Here is a 22,645-nt window from a genome sequence, read left to right as displayed (position 1 = left end):
CTGCAGAGCGTGACGCCTCAACCGGATCAGCCTCCAGGAGAACGAGATGAGCGACATGCACTTATCCGACGTAACCACCCTGCGCGAACGCGCGCGGCAAAACGTGCAGAACGGCGCGGTGACCGAGGGCTACAGCGCCGATCGACAAGAAGTCATCCGCCTGCTCAACGAATCATTGGCCACCGAACTGGTGTGCGTGTTGCGCTACAAGCGCCACTACTTCATGGCCACCGGACTCCGGGCCAGCGCGGCCGCCAGTGAGTTCCTCGAACACGCAACCCAGGAAGCCGAACACGCCGACAAACTCGCCGAACGCATCGTGCAACTGGGTGGCGAGCCAGAGTTCAACCCCGACCTGTTGAGCCGCAATTCCCATGCTCAGTACGTGGCGGGCAATACCCTCAAGGACATGGTCTACGAAGACCTGGTAGCGGAGCGGATCGCCATCGACAGCTATCGGGAAATCATCCAGTACATCGGCGAAAAAGACCCCACTACCCGGCGCATCTTCGAAGACATCCTGGCCCAGGAAGAAGAGCATGCTGATGATATGGCCGACATTCTGGCCGACCTTTAATACACTTGAAGGCCCCTTCGCGAGCAAGCCCGCTCCTACACTCGACCGCGCTCCTTCAGACAAAACTCGGTTGAATGTGGGAGCGGGCTTGCTCGCGAAAGGGCCCTAAGCCTCACAACAAATCCGGCGTTTAACGAGTGGGCTTCACCGTCACCGGCGCCTTGCCCGCCTTCATCTGCTCCAACAACGGCGCGCACTGGTTTGGCTCGCCACCGCTGGGGGCAACCAGCGCCAGCAACCCGGCCGCCGGCGCCGCAATCACACCCAGTGCCACCATCCCGGCACCGCGCAGCATCAGCGGCACCGCCTTGACGCCAGCGGCGGGCTTGGCGAACGTGCCCCGCACGTACAATGGCGAGCGCAAGGAAATCAGCCGCCAGCCCTTGGACTCAGGCGTGACGGTCAGGTCGAGTTTTTCCGTGGCCATGTTCGCCGTGCCGTCGATGTAGATGATCGCGTTCTCGGTATCGAATACGAACAGGCGAGTGGTCGCCAGGCCCGTCTTGATGTCGAAGTCCGCCGCTGCGCAATTGATCTTCACTTCCTTGTCGCCAAAGATTTTCCCCACCACGTAGTTGCCGACGTTCAGCCCGGCCAGCTCCATCAACTCACGACTGATAGCACCATCGTTGATGAGCATTTTCAGCGTGCCGTTGGACGTACCCAGCAACGCCGCCACCGAATTGCCACGCCCGCTGATATCGGCATCGCCGTTCAGCTCGCCGAAACTGGTTTTCATGGGTTCAAAACCTGGGAACAGTTGCTTGAGCTTGAAGCCCCGCGCAGTCAACTTCGCCTGGCCTTCCAGGGGTTGAGTGTGTCCATTGAGGCGGATCTGCGCGTCGAGACGACCACCCGCTACGCCGAAGCGCAGCGGCTCAAGGCTTAGCTGACCATCGTTGAGCACCAGGTGAGTGTAGAGATCCGTGAACGGCAATTGCTCGCTGTGGACGATGCGTTTGCCGGTGAACTCCACATCGGCGTCCATCGCACTCCAGCGCTCGGTGCGAAACGCCTCCACGGGCAAGACCTTGTCGGTCGGCTGCTTGCTGGCGCCGCCACGGGCCTTTTGCTCGGCGTTGGAATCGGCGCCGATCAGCGGTGCCAGGTCACTGAACAACAGTTGATTGGAGACCAGCGCGCCACTGAGTTTCGGCCGCGGCTGGCTGGCCACGTAGGCCAGGTCGCCATGGATATCGCTGTCGCCGATCTTGCCGTTGAACGCCTCATAGCGAAACAGCGCCCCGTCAGGCTCATGGAGCTTGGCGATCAGGCGCCCATCGGTTGAATAAGGTGGCGAGTCCGGCAGGGTCACACCGGTCAATGGATAGAGATGGGCCAGGCTGGTGCCGGCCAGTTTCAAACGCAAATCCAGGGCCCCGAGGTTCATCGGGTCGGTGAGAGTGCCGGCCAGTTCAACGCCGGTCTGACCAATCTTCGCCTGGGCCTGAAGCGGAAAGGGTTGTGAAGCGTCCTGCAACGCCAGCAAACCGCCAACCTTGCCGGAACCGGTGAGGTTTTGCCCGTGGTACTGCCCGTTGACCTTGAAGGCAAACGCGTAGTCCTGGGGCGCCGCCCCCTGGTCCAGGGCTTTTTTTGCGGCCTTCTCACCGACGATATCGCTGAACGGGATGGGTTTGCCCAACGGGTCGATCAACAAGTCCAGGCGGGTCTTCAGCGTCTGGTCATCAAGAATGACGTGACCTTTGTCAAAGCCGATGGCACCGATGTCCACCACCCAACTGGACGGCTCGGCATCTGGATCTTTGGGGTCGAACTGAAAGGTCCAGTTGGCGCGGCCGTCGGCCAGGCGTTGCAGGTTGGCGTCGGGCTCAGTCAGGTCGATACGGGGAATCGCCACTCGCCGGACCAGCAAGGCCAAGGGCGAGATGCGCAATTCAACACGCTTGAGCGTCGCCATCTGTGGAGTCTTGGACCAGTCCGGATTACCCAGGCTCAAGTCTTCGGCCACCACATGGGGCCACGGCACCCAAGCCCGCCAGCCTCCCTCCTGCGGCTCACGCTGCCAGATCACCGCCAGATTGCCGTTGATCGCGAACGGTCGGTGCAACTCCTCGGAAACCTTGGCGTTGAGCGGGGGCTTGATCCGGTTCCAATCGAAGAACGCGATGACCAGCACCAGCACCGCCAGCAGGACAACAAGGCTGGCAAAGCTCCAGGCGAGGATTTTTGAGGTGCGCGTCATGCACAAGGCTCCTGATGACAATACGGCGTCCGAACTGCAACGCTTTTCGAAAGACGAACCTGTAGTCGGCTCGTTGTTAATGGTAGGACTGGCGAAACGGCCAACAGGTTTAACACCAAGGGCGATGAACGGTACAAAAAAAGCCTGAAATCCTGACCAATCAGACAACCAACTGTTACCTCCCCCGCACTTTTACGAGGCGAACATGGGTACAAAATACCCACCACGGTGCAAAGCAGCACCTCGGAAACGCCCGTTCTAGAGCCTTCCCCCAGAACAATCAATTCCGTTGATTATTACCATTGCGTTTATGAACTTTTATATCGACTTATCGAGAGTAGCATTGCCCTCGTACCCACTTTATCGCCCCCCCAAGGAGCAACGATCATGAAACGCCAATTACTGATGAGCCTTTCCCTTTCACTGCTGGCCTCGACTGCTTTTGCACTGCCAGCCTCCGAACAAGCCACGCCACAGGTCAAGGACAGCCATTCTGTCTACAGCCAGACCGTTGCCGAAGGCGGTCGTGATCGCCTGGAACAAAACGGCTTGGTTGAAGATGGTTCTGACCGTACCCCACAAGGCCAAACCGTGGCCGCTGATGGTTCCGACCGCACCCCACTGGGCCAGACCTTGGCAGCTGACGGTTCCGACCGCACCCCACAAGGCCAGACCTTGGCAGCTGACGGTTCCGACCGCACCCCACAAGGCCAGACCTTGGCAGCCGACGGTTCCGACCGCACTCCACAAGGCCAGACCTTGGCAGCCGACGGTTCCGACCGCACCCCACAAGGCCAGACCTTGGCAGCTGACGGTTCCGACCGCACGCCACAAGGCCAGACCCTGGCAGCCGACGGTTCCGACCGCACCCCACTGGGCGAAACCCTGGCAGCTGACGGTGGTGACCGTGTGATCGAACGCAACAGTGCAGTGAGCTGAGCCCATGGTGGTCCTGAAAAAAGCCCGATTCCTCCAATCGGGCTTTTGACTTTTAAAAGCTTGGTCTTCCCCGCTTGACCCCCTTCTACCGTTCGACGCCGGCAAAGCCGATTTGCTAGAGTGCATCGCTCCCGTAAACCAGAAGTCAGCCCGCAATGCTGCCCCGTGCCGAACAGAAACAACAGACCCGAATTGCCCTGATGGATGCAGCCCGTCATTTGATGGAGTGCGGCCGGGGGTTCGGCAGCCTGAGCCTGCGGGAAGTCGCCAGGACGGCGGGCATCGTGCCCACCGGATTCTACCGGCACTTCGACGACATGGATCAACTGGGCCTGGCATTGGTCAGCGAGGTCGGGCAGACCTTCCGCGAAACCATCCGCCTGGTGCGCCACAACGAATTCGTCATGGGCGGCATTATCGATGCGTCGGTGCGGATCTTTCTCGACGTGGTGCAAGCCAACCGCTCGCAGTTCCTGTTCCTGGCCCGTGAACAATACGGCGGCTCCCTGCCGGTACGCCAAGCCATCGGCCGGCTGCGCGAAGGCATCAGCTCGGACCTGGCCGCCGACCTGGCACTCATGCCAAAACTGCAGCATCTGGATCTGGCCGGGTTAAGCGTGATGGCCGACCTCATCGTCAAGAGTGTGTTCGCCACCCTGCCGGACATCATCGACCCGCCTGCCGAAGCCTTGCCCGAGCACCTCACCCCGCAGGTGAAAATCACCCAGCAACTGCGGTTTATCTTTATTGGGCTCAAGCATTGGCAAGGGTTGGGCAGCACCGAGTAACCCCTGTGGGAGCGGGCTTGCTCGCGAAGACGGTGAGTCAGGCAACATTGATGTGGCATGGGACACCGCCTTCGCGAGCAAGCCCGCTCCTACCCGTTACCTGCAAGCCACAAAATGGCGCACCACCACTAGGCCAAGCACCAAAAAAGCGCACCAAAAAGCACCTTCTCCGGCCTTCCTAGCGCTATTTCCTACACCCCCTTCGATTGGCAAGCCCCTTGCTCTAAACACAGCACCGTTCATTGCTGGAAGCCTTCCGATGTTGGTGATTCACCGCAGAATCGACACTCAACCCCGCTGGGACGCCGAGCTGCACCTGGCCTTCGACGCCCGCAGCAAAAGCCGCCTGCGCTGTTTCAGTGCCGAGGGGGAGGACGTTGGGTTGTTTCTGGAGCGAGGCCAGCCGCCGCTGCACGATGGTGAATGCCTGCAAGCCGAAGACGGTCGCATCGTGCGTGTCTGTGCCCGCCCCGAACAATTACTGCATGTTACCTGCACCAGCGCGTTCGAACTGACCCGCGCCGCCTATCACCTGGGCAATCGCCACGTCGCCCTGCAAGTGGGCGATGGCTGGTTGCGCCTGCTGGACGATTACGTGCTCAAGGCGATGCTCGAACAACTGGGCGCCGTCGCCGAACCCATCGAAGCACCGTTCCAGCCGGAACATGGCGCCTATGGTGGCGGCCATCATCATTCGCGGCACGGCGACGAAGACTTCAACTACGCGCCACGCCTGCATCAATTCGGCGTGCGCACATGAACCCGGCCTGGGCGCTGCTGCGCCTGGCCAGCCCGCAACTGCCTATTGGCGGCTACAGCTATTCCCAAGGGCTGGAAATGGCGGTGGATAACGGCCAGGTCAAAAACCCCGACGACGCACGCCGCTGGATCAGCGATCAACTGTTGCTGAACCTGGCGCGCTTCGAAGCGCCCTTGCTGTTGGCGCACTGCAGCGCAGCCGCCGCCGACGACTGGGACACCCTGCTGCAACACTGTGAAGAACACCGCGCCAGCCGGGAAACCCGCGAGCTGTATCAGGAAAGCCGGCAGATGGGCTACTCGTTGCAGCAGTTGCTTGGCGGCCTGCCGGAACTGGACGCCGCCGCCCGGGGCTTCCTCGAACAACGCAGCGAACCGCACCTGGCCCTGGGCTGGGCCCTGGCTGCCCGCGCCTGGCATATCAGCCCCCAGGACGCCCTCGCCGCCTGGTTATGGAGCTGGCTGGAAAACCAACTGGCGGTGCTGATGAAAACCCTGCCCCTGGGCCAGCAAGCCGCCCAGCGCCTGACCAGTGAATTGCTGCCACTGCTGCAACAGGCCCAGCACAACGCCTCGAACATCGACCCCGATCAATATGGCAGCGCCGCGTTTGGCCTGTCCCTGGCGTGCATGGCCCATGAGCGCCAGTACAGCCGCTTGTTCCGTTCCTAGGAGAGACCCATGAATACACAACCTCTGCGCGTCGGTATCGGCGGCCCGGTGGGTTCCGGCAAAACCGCCCTGACGCTGGCCCTGTGCCTGGCTCTACGTGAACGCTACAACCTGGCGGTCGTCACCAACGACATCTACACCCGCGAAGACGCCGACTTCCTGGTGCGCAACGAGGCCCTGGCGCCGGAGCGGATCATCGGCGTGGAGACCGGCGGTTGCCCGCACACGGCGATTCGCGAAGACGCGTCGATCAATCTCGAAGCGGTGGATCAGTTGAACCGGCGCTTCCCGGGCCTGGACCTGATCCTGGTGGAGTCCGGTGGCGACAACCTTTCGGCGACCTTCAGCCCCGAGCTGTCGGACCTGACCATCTACGTGATCGACGTCTCGGCCGGCGACAAGCTGCCACGCAAGGGCGGGCCGGGCATCTGTAAATCCGACCTGCTGGTGATCAACAAGATCGACCTGGCGCCGCTGGTGGGCGCGTCCCTGGAAATGATGGACAGCGACACCAAACGGATGCGCAACGGCAAGCCGTTCGTGTTCAGCAATCAGAAGACCGGCCAGGGCCTGGACGCCATCATTGCGTTCATCGAGCGCCAAGGCCTGCTGACCGCTGCCTGATTTTTTCCACTGACAACAAGGAAGCTCATCCATGACATTCAAACGCATCCTCGGCGCCCTCGCCCTGCTCCTGACTCCAGCCCTGGCCTTCGCCCACCCTGGCCACGGCGACAATGGCCTGATCGCCGGCCTCGGCCACCCGGTCGGCGGGCTCGATCATTTGCTGGCGATGCTGGCGGTTGGCTTGTGGGCCGCGCAACAACAAGGCGCGGCGCGCTGGGCACTGCCGTGCACCTTCGTTGGCGCCATGCTGATCGGCGGTTTGCTGGGCTTTGAGGGCCTGAACCTGCCAGCGCTGGAAAGTGGGATTGCCGCTTCGGTACTGGCCCTCGGCCTGGCGGTGGCATTGGCGGTGCGTCCGCCGTTGAGCCTGGCGGTTGCTGCAACGGCTATGTTTGCGCTGTTCCATGGCGTGGCCCACGGTTTGGAGCTGCCAGCCATGTCGAGCCCGTGGGCCTATGCCGCGGGCTTCGTCGCAGCCACGGCGGCGCTGCATGGCGCTGGTTTCGCCCTGGTTCGCGTGTTACCGCGAGCGGCTGCACCTCTGGTGCGGCTGGCCGGGGCGGCTTCGGCGGCGACTGGGGTTTGGTTGTTGGCGGGCTGATTCTTTAGCGCCTGCCCGGCCGCTATCGCGAGCAAGCTCACTCCCACAGTTTGGTCGATCCCTGTGGGAGCGAGCTTGCTCGCGATGACGGACTTACAGGCACCACCTCTCTGGAGTCGGTCACTCTGCTACCATGTCGCGCAATCGCCCCCTGCCGTGACGACGTCCGCCAATGCCTGATGCTTCCCGCCCCGCTCCCCAGCCTGAATTGACCGCCCTGTTCACAACGGTGCGTCAGCATTTTCACGACGTGATCGTGCCAATGTGGCAAGGCCCGGGCTGGAATGCCGAATTGGCATTGCCCTATGAATCCCTGGACGCCGAACACACGCCGCTGCCCCCCCAGCGCTACCGCGCCATGGCGTGTGCGCGGCAGTTGTATGTGTTCGCCAGCCTGATCGGCGAAGTACCCCAGGCCGAGGAACGAGCTGGCGCCCTGTTCCGCTCGCTGCAACGGCATTTCCACGATGCCGAGCACGGCGGCTGGTTCTACAGCATCGACCCGCAAGGCGCGCCGCTGGACACCGGCAAAGACCTCTACACCCACGCCTTCATCCTGTTCGCCTGCGCCCATTACTGGGGCAAAGTCCGCGAGCCGCTGGTGGAATCGGTGCTCAACGCCGCTCTGGAAGTCATCGCCCGACGCTTTGCCACCGGCGACGGCCTCTACGAAGCCAGCCTCAAACGCGATTGGTCAACGCTCGGATCCGGCCCGTTGCAAAACCCGTTGATGCACCTGGCCGAAGCCTTCCTCGCCACCCTCTCGGTTCGCGAAGACACCCATGTCCGCCAAGCGTTGCTGAGCCTGTGCGACGGAATGTTCAAGCGCTTCATCGACCCGCAGCAGCGCGTCATGATGGAAAAGCCGCTCAAGGCTGTGGATAACTGGTTCGAGCCGGGACACCAGTTCGAGTGGTATTACCTGCTCGCCTCATCGCCCCTATTGCGCAACGGTAAGCTGCACACCGCCCTGGAACGCAGCTTCAGCTATACCGAGCAACAAGGTGTAAACCCGCAGTCGGGCGCAGTGTGCGCCATGCTGGGCCTGGAATCGCAAGGCACGCCACGCGACGCCAGCCAGCGCATCTGGGCCCAGGCCGAGTACCTGCGCGCGCTCACATTGCGCCCGGGCAGCCAGTCAGCGTTGCTGCGTCAATTGCAGGCGCTGCAACAACAGTTCCTGCATGCCAAGGGCTGGAATGAATGCCTAGACACCGACGGCATCGTCAGCCGTCGGGACATGCCGTCCACCACGCCGTATCACCTGCTGACCTGCTATCGCGGGTTGGCCGAATATCTAGGCTGATCGGTAAATCGCTATCGCGGGCAAGCCTTGCTCCCACAGGGATTCGGACAGCCCGGCTCCCCAGAGATGAATCTGGCCTGTGGGGGCAAGGCTTGCCCGCGATGAACGATAACGCGGTCTTATCCCTTATTGCGCTCGATCGCAAACCCACCCCAAGTCTGGCTCACCGGCATCAGCTCCAGTCTGTTGATGTTGATGTGCGCCGGGGCGTTGAGTACCCAGAAAATCGTATCGGCGATGTCCTGCGGCTGGATCGGCTCGGCCCCCGCATAAGTGGCGTTGTAGCGCTCCTGGTCACCACCGAAGCGCACCAGGGAAAACTCGCTTTCGCACAGGCCCGGCTCAATATTGCTCACTCGCACGCCCGTGCCCTGCAGGTCGCAACGCAGGTTCAGGGAGAACTGTTTGACGAACGCCTTGCTCGCGCCATACACATGGCTGCCGGGGTACGGATAGTTGCCAGCGATGGAACCCAGGTTAATGATCCCGGCGCCACGACCATGGGCAATCAGCCGCGGTAGCAACAGGCGAGTGCTGTAGATCAGGCCTTTGACGTTGGTGTCGACCATCGTGTCCCAATCATCAAGGTCGCACTTGGGCGCCGGGTCAACGCCCAGGGCCAGGCCGGCGTTATTGATCAGCCCGCGCAACTTGGCGAAGGACGGAGGCAGGTTGGCAATGGCTTCTTCCATGGCCTTGCGATCACGCACATCCAACACCAGGCCATGGACTTCGGTCTGCTTCGACAACTCGGCACACAGGGCACTAAGGCGCTCTTCACGACGACCGGTCAGCACCAACTTCCAGCCTGCCTCGGCAAACCGACGGGCACAGGCTTCACCAAAACCGGAGGTCGCACCGGTGATAAACAGGGTGTTGGACATCGTGTTCTCCTTGCTTCGGGCTTAAGGCAGCCATTTGAATGGAAATCGGCCAACAGCATGCCCGGCCTGACAGGCTACGGGCAAGGCTTGTGGAAACGCACTTTTTGCAAAGCGACTGCTCATAAAACAACCAACTGCCGCCAAGCCTTATCAAACAAGGCTCGCAGCCAATTGCCCGCACCTTATCCACAGGCACGTCCACAGTAATCGGGGGCAAGTGCAAACTCTGAAAGCCGCTGTGCATAAGGCTTTGCGGGGTGTTTGGAAAATTTTTTCGCTTGACCGTGCAACACAGGTTGTGCAGTTCAGGTTATCTGCTATAAGTCGGCGCCCTGGGAGGGATGGCTCCAAGCCAGTAACGACGGCCCTCAGCGCGGTCTTTCCAGAGTTTAGTCACAGACTTATCCACAGGCTCGCACACCGGTTTTCGAGCCCTTTGCTGTGTGCATAAATGTGTTGACAAGCCTCACTCCAGCCCACTCAAAAACGCCTGATCAAAAAACGATCACATGCCTGAAAGCCACGGTTTTAAAGGCTTACAGCCAGCTACTCCCACGTTACCCACAGTCGGTTCCACAGCAAACGGGGACAAGTCAAAACTGTGACAAAACAACTATTTGCGGTGACTTTATGTCGCGGTTTCGCAAGGGGTCAGGATTGTTGTCCACAATTCTTCACTACAAAAAAAATCCCTGTGGGAGCGAGCTCGCTCGCGAAGGCGGTGGGTCAGTGCCCCATCAAGTGACTGACGTTCCGCTATCGCGAGCAAGCTCGCTCCCACAGGAGATTTTTGGTGGATTCGAGAGGTAAAAAAACCGGCGATCACTCGCCGGTTTGTCATTGCTGCCCCCGCCTCAATGCCCGCCCAGATACGCGTTGCGCACCTCTTCGTTGGCGAGCAGTTCCTTGCCGGTGCCGGTCAGGCGGATTTCACCGTTAACCATCACATAGGCTCGGTCCGACAGCTTGAGGGCGTGGTTGGCATTCTGTTCCACCAGGAAAATGGTCATCCCGGTGGCCGCCAGTTCACGCAGGGTGGCGAAGATCTGTTTCACCACGATCGGCGCCAGACCCAGGCTCGGCTCATCGAGCAGCAACAACTTCGGCCGGCTCATCAATGCCCGGGCGATGGCGAGCATTTGCTGCTCGCCGCCGGACATGGTCATGGCCCGCTGGTTGCGGCGTTCCTTGAGCCGTGGGAACAGCTCGAACATGCGCTGCATGTCTTCGCTGGCGTACTTGTCACCGATGGGGATGGTGCCCATCAGCAGGTTTTCCTCGACGGTCATGTCGGGGAATACCCGCCGCCCTTCCGGTGACTGCGCGATGCCGTGGGACGCGATGTAATGGGACGATTTGTGGGTGATGTCCACGCCCTGGTAAATGATCTGCCCGCCCGCCGCTCGCGGTTGGCCGAAAATCGACATCAGCAGCGTGGACTTGCCGGCACCGTTGGAGCCGATCAGGCTAACGGTCTCGCCTTCGCCAATGTGCAGCGAGACTTTTTTCAAGGCCTGGATCGGCCCGTAGAACACGTCCAATTCCTTGAGTTCGAGGATAGGTCCACTCATACCAGCTCCTCTTCGTCGGCACCCAGGTAGGCCGCGATCACTTTCGGATCGTTGCGAATCGCCTCGGGACCGCCCTCGGCAATCACGGTGCCGTGGTCCAGCACCACGATGTGGTCGGAAATGCTCATTACCATGCCCATGTCGTGTTCGATCAGCACCACGGTCAGATCGTGCTCGTCGCGCAGCAGCCGGATCATCGCGCTCAGCGCTTCGGTTTCCTGAGGGTTGAGGCCGGCGGCCGGTTCGTCGAGGCAAATGATTTGCGGACGGGTGCACATGGCCCGGGCAATCTCCAGGCGCCGCTGCTGGCCGTAGGAAAGCTCCCCGGCGAGGCGGTTGGCACAATCCACCAGGTCCACCACTTCCAACCAGTAGAAGGCGTGGTCCAGGGCATCGCTTTCGGCCTGGCGGTAGCCCTTGGTGTTAAGAATGCCCGCCACCAGGCTGCGGTTGACCCACATGTGCTGGGCCACCAGCAGGTTTTCCAACACCGACATTTCCTTGAACAGGCGAATGTTCTGGAAAGTGCGCGCCAGGCCGGCGCGGTTCACCAGATGGGTGCCGCCGAACATCTTGTAGTACATCCGGCTGGCGAAGGATTTCGGCGACACGAAGTCGGTTGGGCGAAACGCCTCGCCCAACAACTTGATGACATCGGTCTGCTCACCACGCACGTTGAGTTCGATCTTGCCGCCCGTGGCCTTGTAGAACCCGGTCAGGCAGTTGAACACCGTGGTCTTGCCCGCGCCGTTGGGGCCGATCAGGGCGAAGATCGAGTTACGTTTGACTTGCAGGCTGACGTCGTTGAGGGCCTTGATCCCACCGAATTGCATCATCAGGTTTTCAACGCTGAGTACGACTTCGCTCATGGCGCTACTCCTTTACGCGGCGTCACACCCGTGCGGCTGATGCGGATCAGGCCGCGAGGCCGCCAGATCATCATCAACACCATCAGTATGCCAAACAGCAGCACCCGATATTCCGCGAAGCCGCGCAGCAGTTCCGGGGCCACGGTCAGCACAAACGCCGCAATCACCACGCCGATGGTCGAGCCCATACCACCCAGCACTACGATGGCGAGAATCAGGGCCGACTCGAAGAAGGTGAACGATGTCGGGTTGACGAAGCCTTGGTAGGTGGCGAAGAAAACCCCGGCCAGGCCAGCCGTCGAGGCGCCGATGGTGAACGCCGAGAGTTTGACCAGGACGTGGTTCAGGCCCATTGAGCGGCAGGCGATCTCATCTTCGCGCAAGGCTTCCCAGGCGCGACCGACCGGCATGCGGGTCAGGCGATGCTTGATGTACAGCACAGCCAGCACGACGAGGAACAACACCGCGTAGATGAAGTAGTACTTCACGTCCGGGTTGTAGGCGATGCCGAAAAACTCATGGAAAGGTACGCCACCGTCCTTCGCCCTTTTGCCGAATTCGAGACCGAAAAAGGTTGGCAACGGCGCCGGCATGCCGTTCGGGCCGCCAGTCAGGGACAACCAGTTATTGAGCACCAGCCGAATGATTTCACCGAAGCCCAGGGTCACGATCGCCAGGTAGTCTCCGTGCAGGCGCAGCACCGGGAAACCAAGGATGCAACCGGCCAGGCCCGCCGTGATCGCCGCCAGGGGCAGCACCGTCCAGAAGCCCAGCCCCAGGTATTGATACCCCAGTGCCAGCCCATAGGCGCCGATGGCATAGAACGCCACATAACCGAGGTCAAGCAGGCCAGCCAGGCCGACCACGATGTTCAAGCCCAGGCCCAACAGCACGTAGATCAGCCCAAGGATGACCACGCCCAGCAGATACGAGTTGGAGAAAAACGGAAACACCACGGCAATGACGATCACCAGCGGGATGATCCAGCGCAACCGGGTTTTGTAATCGGGCGGCAGTACATGAACCCCGGAGCCCGTGCTTTCGAAGCCGTCAAGAATCTTCAGGCCCTTGGGGCTTTGCAGGAACAGGCTCAGGGCAAAACGGCCCGCCATGACGATGGCGACAATCCACGCCACACGGGTCGGTTGCAGGTTGAAGCCGTAGCCGTCCAGGACCACGCCGACAATCGGGCCGAACACAATCAGGGCGACAAGGCCGGCAAGAATCGCGTCAACCAGGCTTCTTTTGATATCAATGGTTTTTTTAGTGGTTGATGACATCGCTTACACCTTCGACACAAGAGGACGGCCGAGCAGGCCTTGGGGCCGAAAGACCAGAACGAGAACGAGCAGCGAGAAGCTGAAGACGTCTTTGTAGTCCGAATTGACCAGGCCGGAGAACAGCGACTCGGAGATCCCAAGAATGATCCCGCCGAGCATCGCACCAGGCAGTGAGCCGATGCCGCCGAGTACCGCTGCGGTAAATGCCTTGATCCCGATGATGAAGCCGGCATAGAAGTCGAACGTGCCGTAGTTCATGGTAATCAGCACGCCGGCCAGTGCGGCCATCGCGGCCCCGATGATGAAGACGTAGGAAATCACTCGGTCGGTGTTGATCCCCAGGATCGAGGCCATCTTGCGGTCTTGCTGGGTCGCGCGGCACATGCGGCCGAGCTTGGTGTACTTGATGACGTAGGTCAGCAGGGCCATCCCGGCAAACGCTGCTACCAGAATGAAAACCTTGGTGTATGTCAGTTGCACGAAGCCTGTGCCGACTTCGACGCGCCAGGCACCCGTCAGCAAGGTTGGAACGCCTTGCTGCTTCGCGCCCTGGGCGATCTGTGCATAGTTTTGCAGGATCAGCGAAATACCGATGGCGCTGATCAGCGGTGCCAGTCGGGTGGAGTTACGCAGGGGTTTGTAGGCGACACGCTCGATGACCCAGCCATACACCGCCGTGACGACGATGGTGAAGATCAGTGTGCCAAGCATCAGTAGAGGGAAGGATTCAATACCGAAGTATGCCAGCAGAGCCAGACTGATCGCCGCGAGGTACGCAGAGATCATGTAAACCTCGCCATGGGCGAAGTTGATCATGCCGATGATGCCATAGACCATTGTGTAGCCGATGGCGATCAGGCCATAGACCGACCCGAGGGTCAGGCCGTTGACCAGTTGCTGCAGGAAAATACCATCCATAACGCAATCTCACGCAGTGAGAACCTGCACACCCTTGAGTGTGCGGTTCTTCTAAGGAAAATACAGATTTACGTCGGAGCAATGTCAGTCAGAACACTACATCCCTTGTGGAGGCTGGCCTGCCAGCGAGAGCGGACGGACATTCAACAAAGATGTCGCCTGTCAGTCCGCCATCGCGAGCAAGCTCGCTCCCACACGGAATCGGGGATCTAGCCGATCGCGTTTACTTCTGTTTTTCCAACTGGTGGTATTTGCCGTCCTTGTCCCACTGGTAAACCACGTAGTCGGAGACTTTCAGGTCGCCCTTGGCGTCCCAGGTCTTCTCGCCCATCACGGTTTTAACCGGGTTTTTCTTCAGCCACTCAGCCGCAGCTTCGCCCTTGTTGGACTTGGCGCCATTGAAGGCCGCTGCCAGGGTCTGGACCGAAGCGTAGGCATACAAGGTGTAGCCTTCCGGCTCAGTGCCCTGGGCACGGAATGCGTCCACTACAGCCTTGCTGTCTGGCAGCAGGCGCGGGTCGGCACCGAAGGTCATCAGCACGCCGTCGACAAATTGCGGGCCGCCAGCGGTAGTGACCAGTTCGTCAGTCACGATACCGTCGTCGGACATGAACTTGACGTCCTTGAGGCCTTGCTCACGCAGTTGACGAACCAGGGGACCGGCTTCCGGGTGCAAGCCACCGAAGTACACAACATCGGCACCGGCGCCACGGATCTTGGTGACAATGGTGCTGAAGTCTTTTTCACCACGGGTCAGGCCTTCGTACAGCACTGGCGTAACGCCGCGCTTGGCCAGTTGAGCTTTGGTCGCATCCGCCAGGCCCTGGCCGTAGGTGTCCTTGTCGTGCAGCACGACGACTTTCTTGCCCTTGAGCACGTCGACAATGTAGTCGCCGGCGACGATGCCTTGCTGGTCGTCACGCCCGCACATACGGAACATGGCGCTCAGGCCGCGCTCGGTAACAGCCGGGTTGGTAGAACCCGGGGTGATGGCGATGATGCCTGCTTCGTCGTAGATCTCGGAGGCCGGGATGGTGGAGGAGGAGCAGAAGTGACCGACCACGCCCGCCACTTTCTGGTTGGTCAGGTCCTTGGCTACCGTAACAGCCTGCTTCGGTTCGCAAGCGTCATCGCCCTTGACCAGTACGATCTTCTCGCCGTTCACGCCGCCCTTGCCATTGATCTCGTCTGCCGCGGCCTGTGCACCCTTCATGTACTGCTCGCCAAATGCCGCGTTGGCGCCTGTCATGGGACCCGCTACGCCGATCTTGATGTCGGCCTGGGCAAACGCAGAAACACCCAGCGCAGTTGCCACTGCGAGGGCCAGAAAGCCTTTCTTGTAAAACGTCTGGGACATGAGGTGGTGCTCCAAGGTTTTTTTTAGTTGGCACTGCGACTTCATTTCACTGAGAAGCTAAGAGCAAGGGCCGTGCCATCGGTTTTTTATTCTGAAAAAAGTCGCTGCTTTATTGTTATTTCGACTGTTTCTGACCCTTTTTCACAGGGCGTGCAACCGTCTAAACCGCACGAGGTGCAACCTTTTATTTAAATAGGTGAAACCCTCCATGAGCCATCATTGCAACCATCGTACGAATCGACGTGCAACCGCTGTGTAACAACCTGCGTCACCGAACTGCACACTGTCGGTGCGTGACTGCTACAACCCGCACCATAACAGGCTAGACGCTGCGCCGGAAAACGTCGGTTCCGGCAACATTTTTCAACACTCAAATAACGATCCGCAGGCACTGGCCCGCGTGATACAGCGAAAAGCCCGCCTCATACAAGCAACTGCGCAACCCTACCCCGGCCAGTGGCTGCATGGGCGCGAAGGGGATCGGCAACGCCTTGGCGTCACCGTGACACAGGTAATCGGCGAAAGCCTTGCCCACCACCGTACCGGTGGTCACACCCCGGCCGTTATAGCCCGTCACCGCCACCAGGCCCGGGGCAGGTTCGAACAGGCGCATCAAGTGATCGGGAGTGAAGGCAATGCAACCAGTCCAGGTGCACTCCCACTCCACCGGCTTGAGGTAGGGGAAATAGTGCTGTTGCACCCGGTCGGCCCAGGCCTTGAGGAACCAGGTCGGCTTGCGGTTGCCATTGCCCAGGCTACCCAGCAATAGGCGGCCGTCCTTGTCCCGGCGGATGCTGCTCAGCACCTGGCGGGTGTCCCACGAACCTTGCCCACCCGGCAGAATGCGTCGGGCCGCCTCGTCGGTCAGTGGAGCGGAGGCGACCTGGTAGTAATAACCGGGGAAGAAATTGCGCCGCAGCTCAGTCCAATCGCCCTCGGTGTAAGCGTTGGAGGCGATCACCACCTGCTCGGCCAGTACCGAACCCTGGGCAGTCTGCACTGACCAGCGTTGGCCCTGGCGCTCCAGGCGTGTCACGCCTGAATGGTCGAACAGCTGGCCACCCAGATCCTTCGCAGCCTTGGCCAATCCGCTGGTGTAGGCCATCGGGTTGAGCGTACCGGCGCGCCGATCCAGCAACGCAGCAGCGATTTTCGACGTGCCAGTAGCCTCGGCGCAGGCCGCTCCGGTGAGCAACTCCACCGGAGCGCCACGGCGTTTCCATTGCTCTTCGCGACTGCGCAGGTCCGCCTCGCCCCGGGCGTTATGGGCCATGTGCAAGGTGCCTTCGCGGCGAAGTTGGCAATCGATGTTGTATTTGTCGACGAGGCTGAACACCAAGGCCGGCGCGGCGCCCAGCATGCGGTTGAGCTGGCTGCCCACCGCTTCGCCGAATCCAGCCTCGATGTCGTCCGGCGGGATCCACATACCGGCGTTGACCAGGCCGACGTTACGTCCCGACCCACCGTGCCCGGCCCGATGAGCCTCCAACACTGCCACGCGCTTGCCTTGTTCCAGCAAGTGCACCGCCGCCGACAGCCCGGTGAAACCGGCACCGATCACACAGACGTCAACGGTGATTTCACCCGTCAGCGCGGTATTTTCAGGCCTTTGCGGCGTCAGCTTTTCCCACAGACACTCTTCGCGTAACGGCATTGCCAGACTCCGGAAATGAAACCCAACCACTACACATTCCCTTTGTGGGAGCGGGCTTGCTCACGAAGGCGGTGGACCAGTCGACATTAATGTTGAATGACCGTCCGCCTTCGCGAGCAAGCCCGCCCCCACATGGGGTCACCGCTTGGCTCAAGCCTTAATCAAAGGTAATCCCCTGCGCCAACGGCAGCTCCAGCGAGTAGTTCACGGTGTTGGTCTGGCGGCGCATGTAGCCACGCCAGGCGTCGGAGCCGGATTCGCGACCGCCGCCAGTTTCTTTCTCGCCGCCGAATGCGCCGCCGATTTCCGCGCCGCTCGGGCCGATGTTGACGTTGGCGATGCCGCAGTCGCTGCCCACCGCCGACATGAACTGCTCGGCCTCACGCACGTCGGTGGTGAAGATGCACGACGACAAGCCCTGGGGCACAGAATTGTTCAGTTGCAGGGCCTCGGCGAAGGTTTTGTAGCCGACCACGTACAAGATCGGCGCGAAGGTTTCGCTGCGCACGACGTCGCTCTGCTCCGGCATCTCGACGATGGCCGGGGACACGTAGTAAGCATTCGGGAACTGGTCTTCGAGCTGGCGCTTGCCACCAAACACCCGCCCGCCTTCGCTCAAGGCCTGCTCCAGCGCGTCCTGCATGTTGTCGAAGCTGTGCTTGTCGATCAGTGGCCCGACCAGGTTGCCCTCCAACGGATGGCCGATGCGCACTTTCGAATAGGCGGCCTTGAGGCGGGTGACGATTTCTTCCTTCACCGATTCATGGGCGATCAGCCGGCGCAGGGTGGTGCAACGTTGGCCGGCGGTGCCGACGGCACTGAACAGGATGGCGCGCACGGCCATGTCCAGGTCGGCGCTCGGGGCCAGGATCATGGCGTTGTTGCCGCCCAGCTCGAGGATGCTGCGGGCGAAACGCGCGGCGACTTTCGGCGCCACTTCACGGCCCATGCGGGTGCTGCCAGTGGCGCTGATCAACGCCACGCGCGGATCGTCCACCAGTGCTTCACCGGCATCACGGCCGCCGATGATCACTTGGCTCAGGTACGGCGGCGCATCGCTGAAGTTTTTCAGCACACGCTCGAACAGCGCCTGGCACGCCAGGGCGGTGAGCGGGGTCTTTTCCGACGGTTTCCAGATCACCGAATTGCCGCAGACCAGGGCCAGTGTGGTGTTCCAGGCCCAGACCGCGACGGGGAAGTTGAAGGCGCTGATCACCCCGACCACGCCCAGGGGATGCCAGGATTCACGCATGTGGTGGCCTGGGCGCTCGGAGGCAATGGTCAGGCCGTACAGCTGGCGGGACAGGCCGACGGCGAAATCGCAGATGTCGATCATCTCCTGCACTTCACCCAGGCCTTCCTGGGTGATCTTGCCGGCTTCCCACGACACCAATTCGCCGAGATCGGCCTTGTACTCGCGCAGCAGGTCGCCGAACTGACGCACCAGCTCGCCACGACGCGGGGCCGGCACCTGGCGCCACAGATCGAAAGCATGTTCGGCGCGGCTGACTTGTTGCTCGACCTCAGCGGCACCTTCCCAGTTCACGGCGCCAATGCGGCTGCCATCGATGGGTGAATGCACCGCTTGTGTGCCGTTCTGGTAAAGGGCCGGGCTGACGCCGAGACGATCAAGCAATGCAGCAACCATGGGGAGTTTCCTCAAACGAAAGACAAAGAATGGGCAGCCGGACGATCACGGCTGATCAGACCTGTAGTTGTAGCTGGCCTGAGTCTTGCCAACAAACGACCTTTAAGCGAGATATCATTCCGTTTATTCATGCTGCCTCCCTCTAGATAAGCAGAGCGACAAGAAATAAGGCCTCATCATGCTCAATAAACGCTATTTGCCGTCGATCACGGCGTTGCAGTGCTTCGAAGCGGTGACCCGTCACCTGAGCTTCACCCGCGCCGCCGAAGAGCTGAACCTGACCCAGAGTGCCGTCAGCAAACAGGTCGCGCAGCTGGAGGAATTGCTGCAGCACCTGTTGTTCCGGCGCGTGCGCCGACGCTTGCAACTGACACCGGCCGGGGATTTGTACTTGGGGGAGGTGCGAAAGATCCTTACGCAGGTGGAAATGTCCACCCACTACCTGCGCTCCTACGGCGGCGATACCGAAGTCCTGCGAGTGTCTACGCCACCGACCTTCGGCGCCCGCTGGCTGGTCCCACGCCTGAAGGGCTGGCGCCTGCGGCATCCGACGATTCATCTGGATCTGTGCAGCGAGCAGGAGGCCGATGACTTGCTGCAAGGGCGCAGCGACTTGGCGTTCTACTTCGGTCAAGGCTCGCGGGCCGGCACCGAATCACTGAAGCTGTTCGGCGAAGAACTGGTGCCGGTCTGCGCGCCGGGCAGCCTGCCGGACCAGCCCTTCACCGACCCGACCCAACTGGCCGACCTGGTACTGCTGCAAAACGCCTCGCGCCCCCAGGCCTGGCACGACTGGTTCGACAGCCAGGGCTACCACACCGAACACAGCTACCACGGGCCGCGCTTCGAGACCTTCTACATGTGCATCCGTGCCGCCCAGGTCGGCTGCGGTGTCGCCCTGCTGCCGAAGTTCCTGGTGGAAGAAGAACTGGCCGACGGCAAACTGATCATCCCCTGGCAACACGCGATGCCCAGCACCAATGCTTATTACCTGGCCTACCCGGAACATTCGGCAGAGGTGCCCAAGGTACGACTTTTTGTGGAGTGGATGCTGGAACAGATCGATAGCTCTGACACGCCGTAGGAGCTGCCGAAGGTAAAACCACCCTCACAGAAGAAGAGTGACGAAAAATCGCTGGCAATACCCACCAAGGTTATGCGCCACTAGCCCCTTCACCACAAACCGCTGCACCCCGCTGCCCAGCGCAGCGGCCTGTCTGGAGATTCCCGTTATGAGCGAGAGTGTGTTTGCCGATCGCATCGTGCAGAACCTGCTCGACACCGACTTCTACAAGTTGACGATGATGCAGGCGGTGCTGCACAACTACCCCAACGTCGAAGTCGAATGGGAATTTCGCTGCCGCAACAGTGAAGACCTGCGCCCGTATCTGGCGGAAATCCGCTTCCAGATCGAACGCCTCGCCGAGCTGAACCTGAGCGCCGACCAGTTGAGCTTCCTGGAGCGCATCAGCTTCCTCAAGCCGGACTTCCTGCGCTTCCTCGGACTGTTTCGCTTCAACCTGCGCTACGTCCACACCGGCATCGACAACGGCGAGCTGTTTATCCGCCTGCGCGGGCCGTGGTTGCATGTGATTCTGTTCGAAGTGCCGTTGCTGGCGATTGTCAGCGAGGTGCGCAATCGCTATCGCTACCGTGAAATTGTCCTGGAACAGGCGCGGGAGCAGTTGTATCGCAAGTTCGACTGGCTGACCGCCAACGCCAGCACCGACGAATTGTCCGAATTGCAAGTCGCCGACTTCGGCACCCGTCGTCGGTTTTCTTACCGCGTCCAGGAAGAAGTCGTGAGCGTACTCAAGCACGACTTCCCCGGGCGCTTCGTCGGCACGAGCAATGTGCACCTGTCCCGAGAGCTGGCCATGAAGCCCCTGGGCACCATGGCCCATGAATGGATCATGGCTCACCAGCAACTGGGCCCGCGGCTGATCGACAGCCAGATCGCCGCCCTTGATTGCTGGGTGCGTGAGTACCGCGGCCTGCTGGGGATCGCGTTGACCGATTGCATCACCATGGACGCGTTCCTGAAGGACTTCGATCTGTTCTTCGCCAAGCTGTTCGACGGTTTGCGCCATGACTCCGGCGACCCAGTGATCTGGGCCGAAAAAGCCATTGCCCACTACCACAAGCTCGGCATCGACCCGATGAGCAAGACCCTGGTGTTCTCCGATAGCCTGACATTGCCCAAATGCCTGGAAATATTTCGGGCCTTGCGCGGTCGCATTAATGTGAGCTTCGGTATTGGCACCAACCTGACCTGTGATATTCCGGGTGTGGAGCCGATGAGCATCGTGCTTAAAATGATCAGTTGTGACGGGCAACCCGTGGCCAAGATTTCAGACGAGCCCGGCAAGACCCATTGCAAAGACCCGAATTTCGTCGCCTACATGCGACATGTTTTCCAAGTACCTGCCGCCCTTTCTGACACATCAAGCAAGGAGTGAATTCATGCAAGCCGTACAGCGTGAGATTGCTGAACAGCTCAAGGTCCAGCCACCGTTCGTCGATGACGCCGCTCTGAAGGCCGAAATCGCTCGCCGGGTGAGCTTTATCCAGGATTGCCTGGTCAACTCCGGACTCAAGACCCTCGTATTGGGCATCAGCGGCGGGGTCGATTCATTGACCGCCGGCCTGCTGGCCCAGCGTGCCATGCGCCAATTGCGGGAGGAAACCGGCAACGCGGCCTACAAGTTCATCGCCGTGCGCCTGCCGTACGAAACACAGTTCGACGAGCATGAAGCGCAAGCCTGTGTGGACTTCATCGACCCCGACGAACGCCATACCGTCAACATCGGCCCGGCGGTCAAGGCCTTGGCCGATCAAGTTGCGGCGTTTGAAGGCAAAGCAGCGCTCTCACGGGATTTCGTGCTGGGCAATACCAAGGCGCGGATGCGCATGGTGGCGCAATACACCATCGCGGGTACCGAGCAGGGCCTGGTGATCGGCACCGACCACGCGGCCGAAGCGGTGATGGGCTTCTTCACCAAGTTCGGCGACGGCGCCTGCGACCTGGCGCCGTTGAGCGGGCTGGTGAAAAACCAGGTCCGAGCCATCGCCCGTGACTTTGGCGCGCCGGAATCGCTGGTGGAAAAAATCCCCACCGCCGATCTCGAAGACCTGTCGCCAGGCAAGCCGGATGAAGCGTCCCACGGCGTGACCTATGCCGAGATCGATGCGTTCCTGCACGGCGAGCCGGTGCGGGACGAGGCATTCAGGATCATTTGCGAAACCTATCGCAAGACCGAGCACAAGCGAGTGATGCCGTACGCGCCGTGACTTCTGAGGTGCCTGGCCTGACGCCATCGCGAGCAAGCTCGCTCCCACAGGGGGTGTTTGTAGGCACAAAAAAGCGCCCTGAAACGGGCGCTTTTTTGTGCCTGGTAGGATTACTTCAGGGTAACAGTGCCTTTCATCATCGAGATGTGGCCCGGGAACGAGCAGAAGAAACCGTATTTTTCACCGGCAGCCAATTTCGACACGTCGAAGGTCACCGAATCGCTTTCCTTGGCACCAATGAGTTTGGTGTGGGCGATGATGCGAGCGTCACCGTCCTTGAGGTAGTTCTTGTCGATACCAGCGGCCAGGCCATCGGTGGCGATCGGCTGCATGTCCGCCTCTTTGCTCAGCACCCAGTTATGGCCCATGACGTTTTTCGGCAAGCTGCCCGAGTGCGTCAGCTCAACGGTGAACGTCTTGCAGCTCTTGTCGATCTCGATGGCCTTGGTGTTAAAGGACATCTGGTCGGTCGAGTCGATGGTGGTCTTGCACTCCGCTGCCATCAGTTGGCTGCTGGCCAGCGTCAACAGGGATACTGCAACAATTTTGGCAAACATCGTGAATCTCCAAGGCATGGTTAACAAAATTCCGTCAAAGGGGAAGACTGCCTGAATTTGAGACAAGTTCCTATGACCTGAATCAAAAATTGTATACAACTTAAGGCTATCAGCCTGATGGACACAATCAACCAGCCAGAC

General features: G+C 60.6%; 22 protein-coding genes. 12 read left to right on the top strand and 10 right to left on the bottom strand.

The features are described 5' to 3' along the window. The first annotated feature begins 46 nt into the window (after positions 1-46). A complete protein-coding gene (locus ACWNZ1_RS21935) occupies positions 47-577 on the top strand; it encodes a ferritin-like domain-containing protein (RefSeq protein ID WP_265072641.1) in 531 nt (176 codons plus the stop codon). 130 nt (positions 578-707) lie between these two features. Here the strand turns inward: ACWNZ1_RS21935 and ACWNZ1_RS21930 are convergent, their stop codons facing one another. Further along, positions 708-2,783, bottom strand: a complete 2,076-nt coding sequence (locus ACWNZ1_RS21930; RefSeq protein ID WP_265072640.1) for an AsmA family protein — start codon at positions 2,781-2,783, stop codon at positions 708-710. On the opposite strand from ACWNZ1_RS21930, the gene ACWNZ1_RS21925 reads away from it, so the two are divergent. From ACWNZ1_RS21925 to ACWNZ1_RS21890, 8 genes are all read left to right on the top strand, one after another. Next, the gene (locus tag ACWNZ1_RS21925) at positions 2,782-2,931 is read left to right on the top strand and encodes a hypothetical protein (RefSeq protein ID WP_158296346.1); all 150 of its coding nucleotides are present in this window, start codon (positions 2,782-2,784) and stop codon (positions 2,929-2,931) included. The two genes, ACWNZ1_RS21930 and ACWNZ1_RS21925, sit on opposite strands and share 2 nt — an antisense overlap. 239 nt (positions 2,932-3,170) lie before the next feature. Further along, entirely contained in the window at positions 3,171-3,722 is a 552-nt protein-coding gene (locus ACWNZ1_RS21920; RefSeq protein WP_280944646.1) for a hypothetical protein, read from the top strand. 155 nt (positions 3,723-3,877) lie between these two features. Beyond that, a complete protein-coding gene (locus ACWNZ1_RS21915; RefSeq protein ID WP_135843459.1) occupies positions 3,878-4,510 on the top strand; it encodes a TetR family transcriptional regulator in 633 nt (210 codons plus the stop codon). 259 nt (positions 4,511-4,769) lie between these two features. Next, positions 4,770-5,270 carry an urease accessory protein UreE gene (gene ureE / locus ACWNZ1_RS21910; RefSeq protein ID WP_256454161.1) on the top strand — a complete coding sequence of 167 codons (501 nt, stop codon included), beginning with the start codon at positions 4,770-4,772 and terminating at the stop codon, positions 5,268-5,270. Next, positions 5,267-5,941, top strand: a complete 675-nt coding sequence (locus tag ACWNZ1_RS21905) for an urease accessory protein UreF (RefSeq protein WP_135843457.1) — start codon at positions 5,267-5,269, stop codon at positions 5,939-5,941. The genes ureE and ACWNZ1_RS21905 overlap by 4 nt, the downstream gene beginning before the upstream one ends. Before the next feature lie 9 nt (positions 5,942-5,950). Beyond that, positions 5,951-6,565 (top strand): urease accessory protein UreG, encoded by a 615-nt coding sequence (ureG, locus tag ACWNZ1_RS21900; RefSeq protein ID WP_135843456.1) that lies wholly within the window; start codon positions 5,951-5,953, stop codon positions 6,563-6,565. Between the two features lie 31 nt (positions 6,566-6,596). After that, positions 6,597-7,169: a HupE/UreJ family protein gene (locus ACWNZ1_RS21895; protein WP_135843455.1), complete on the top strand. Its 573-nt coding sequence runs from the start codon at positions 6,597-6,599 to the stop codon at positions 7,167-7,169. 172 nt (positions 7,170-7,341) lie between these two features. Then, positions 7,342-8,475 (top strand): AGE family epimerase/isomerase, encoded by a 1,134-nt coding sequence (locus ACWNZ1_RS21890; RefSeq protein WP_256454160.1) that lies wholly within the window; start codon positions 7,342-7,344, stop codon positions 8,473-8,475. A 119-nt stretch (positions 8,476-8,594) separates the two neighbouring features. Here ACWNZ1_RS21890 and ACWNZ1_RS21885 read toward each other — a convergent pair whose 3' ends face one another. The 8 genes from ACWNZ1_RS21885 to amaB form a co-directional block, all read right to left on the bottom strand. Beyond that, positions 8,595-9,359, bottom strand: a complete 765-nt coding sequence (locus ACWNZ1_RS21885; protein WP_135843453.1) for an SDR family oxidoreductase — start codon at positions 9,357-9,359, stop codon at positions 8,595-8,597. 854 nt (positions 9,360-10,213) lie between these two features. Beyond that, positions 10,214-10,930 carry an ABC transporter ATP-binding protein gene (locus tag ACWNZ1_RS21880; protein WP_135843451.1) on the bottom strand — a complete coding sequence of 239 codons (717 nt, stop codon included), beginning with the start codon at positions 10,928-10,930 and terminating at the stop codon, positions 10,214-10,216. Further along, positions 10,927-11,799, bottom strand: a complete 873-nt coding sequence (locus ACWNZ1_RS21875; RefSeq protein WP_135843450.1) for an ABC transporter ATP-binding protein — start codon at positions 11,797-11,799, stop codon at positions 10,927-10,929. Before ACWNZ1_RS21875 ends, ACWNZ1_RS21880 begins: the two co-directional genes overlap by 4 nt. Continuing rightward, complete coding sequence (gene livM, locus ACWNZ1_RS21870; protein ID WP_135843449.1) at positions 11,796-13,079, bottom strand: high-affinity branched-chain amino acid ABC transporter permease LivM; 1,284 nt, start codon at positions 13,077-13,079, stop codon at positions 11,796-11,798. Before livM ends, ACWNZ1_RS21875 begins: the two co-directional genes overlap by 4 nt. 3 nt (positions 13,080-13,082) lie before the next feature. Then, positions 13,083-13,997 (bottom strand): ABC transporter permease subunit, encoded by a 915-nt coding sequence (locus ACWNZ1_RS21865; protein WP_135843448.1) that lies wholly within the window; start codon positions 13,995-13,997, stop codon positions 13,083-13,085. 223 nt (positions 13,998-14,220) lie between these two features. Continuing rightward, positions 14,221-15,354, bottom strand: a complete 1,134-nt coding sequence (locus ACWNZ1_RS21860) for an ABC transporter substrate-binding protein (protein ID WP_135843447.1) — start codon at positions 15,352-15,354, stop codon at positions 14,221-14,223. A gap of 370 nt (positions 15,355-15,724) precedes the next feature. Next, entirely contained in the window at positions 15,725-17,008 is a 1,284-nt protein-coding gene (gene amaA / locus ACWNZ1_RS21855) for an L-pipecolate oxidase (RefSeq protein ID WP_135843446.1), read from the bottom strand. Between the two features lie 157 nt (positions 17,009-17,165). Beyond that, complete coding sequence (amaB, locus tag ACWNZ1_RS21850; RefSeq protein ID WP_135843445.1) at positions 17,166-18,656, bottom strand: L-piperidine-6-carboxylate dehydrogenase; 1,491 nt, start codon at positions 18,654-18,656, stop codon at positions 17,166-17,168. A gap of 178 nt (positions 18,657-18,834) precedes the next feature. Between amaB and ACWNZ1_RS21845 the strand changes: the two genes are divergently transcribed. The 3 genes from ACWNZ1_RS21845 (at position 18,835) to nadE (ending at position 21,947) form a co-directional block, all read left to right on the top strand. Continuing rightward, entirely contained in the window at positions 18,835-19,740 is a 906-nt protein-coding gene (locus ACWNZ1_RS21845; RefSeq protein WP_135843444.1) for a LysR family transcriptional regulator, read from the top strand. A 148-nt stretch (positions 19,741-19,888) separates the two neighbouring features. Beyond that, complete coding sequence (gene pncB / locus ACWNZ1_RS21840; RefSeq protein ID WP_135843443.1) at positions 19,889-21,115, top strand: nicotinate phosphoribosyltransferase; 1,227 nt, start codon at positions 19,889-19,891, stop codon at positions 21,113-21,115. A 4-nt stretch (positions 21,116-21,119) separates the two neighbouring features. Beyond that, positions 21,120-21,947, top strand: coding sequence for an ammonia-dependent NAD(+) synthetase (gene nadE / locus ACWNZ1_RS21835; protein ID WP_135843442.1), 828 nt, complete (start codon positions 21,120-21,122; stop codon positions 21,945-21,947). 110 nt (positions 21,948-22,057) lie between these two features. Here nadE and azu read toward each other — a convergent pair whose 3' ends face one another. After that, positions 22,058-22,504, bottom strand: a complete 447-nt coding sequence (gene azu / locus ACWNZ1_RS21830; RefSeq protein ID WP_135843441.1) for an azurin — start codon at positions 22,502-22,504, stop codon at positions 22,058-22,060. Positions 22,505-22,645: the final 141 nt, after the last annotated feature.

The sequence above is a fragment of the Pseudomonas sp. CFBP 5748 genome, assembly GCF_053850495.1.
This window is presented reverse-complemented; position numbering and strand designations above follow the sequence as displayed.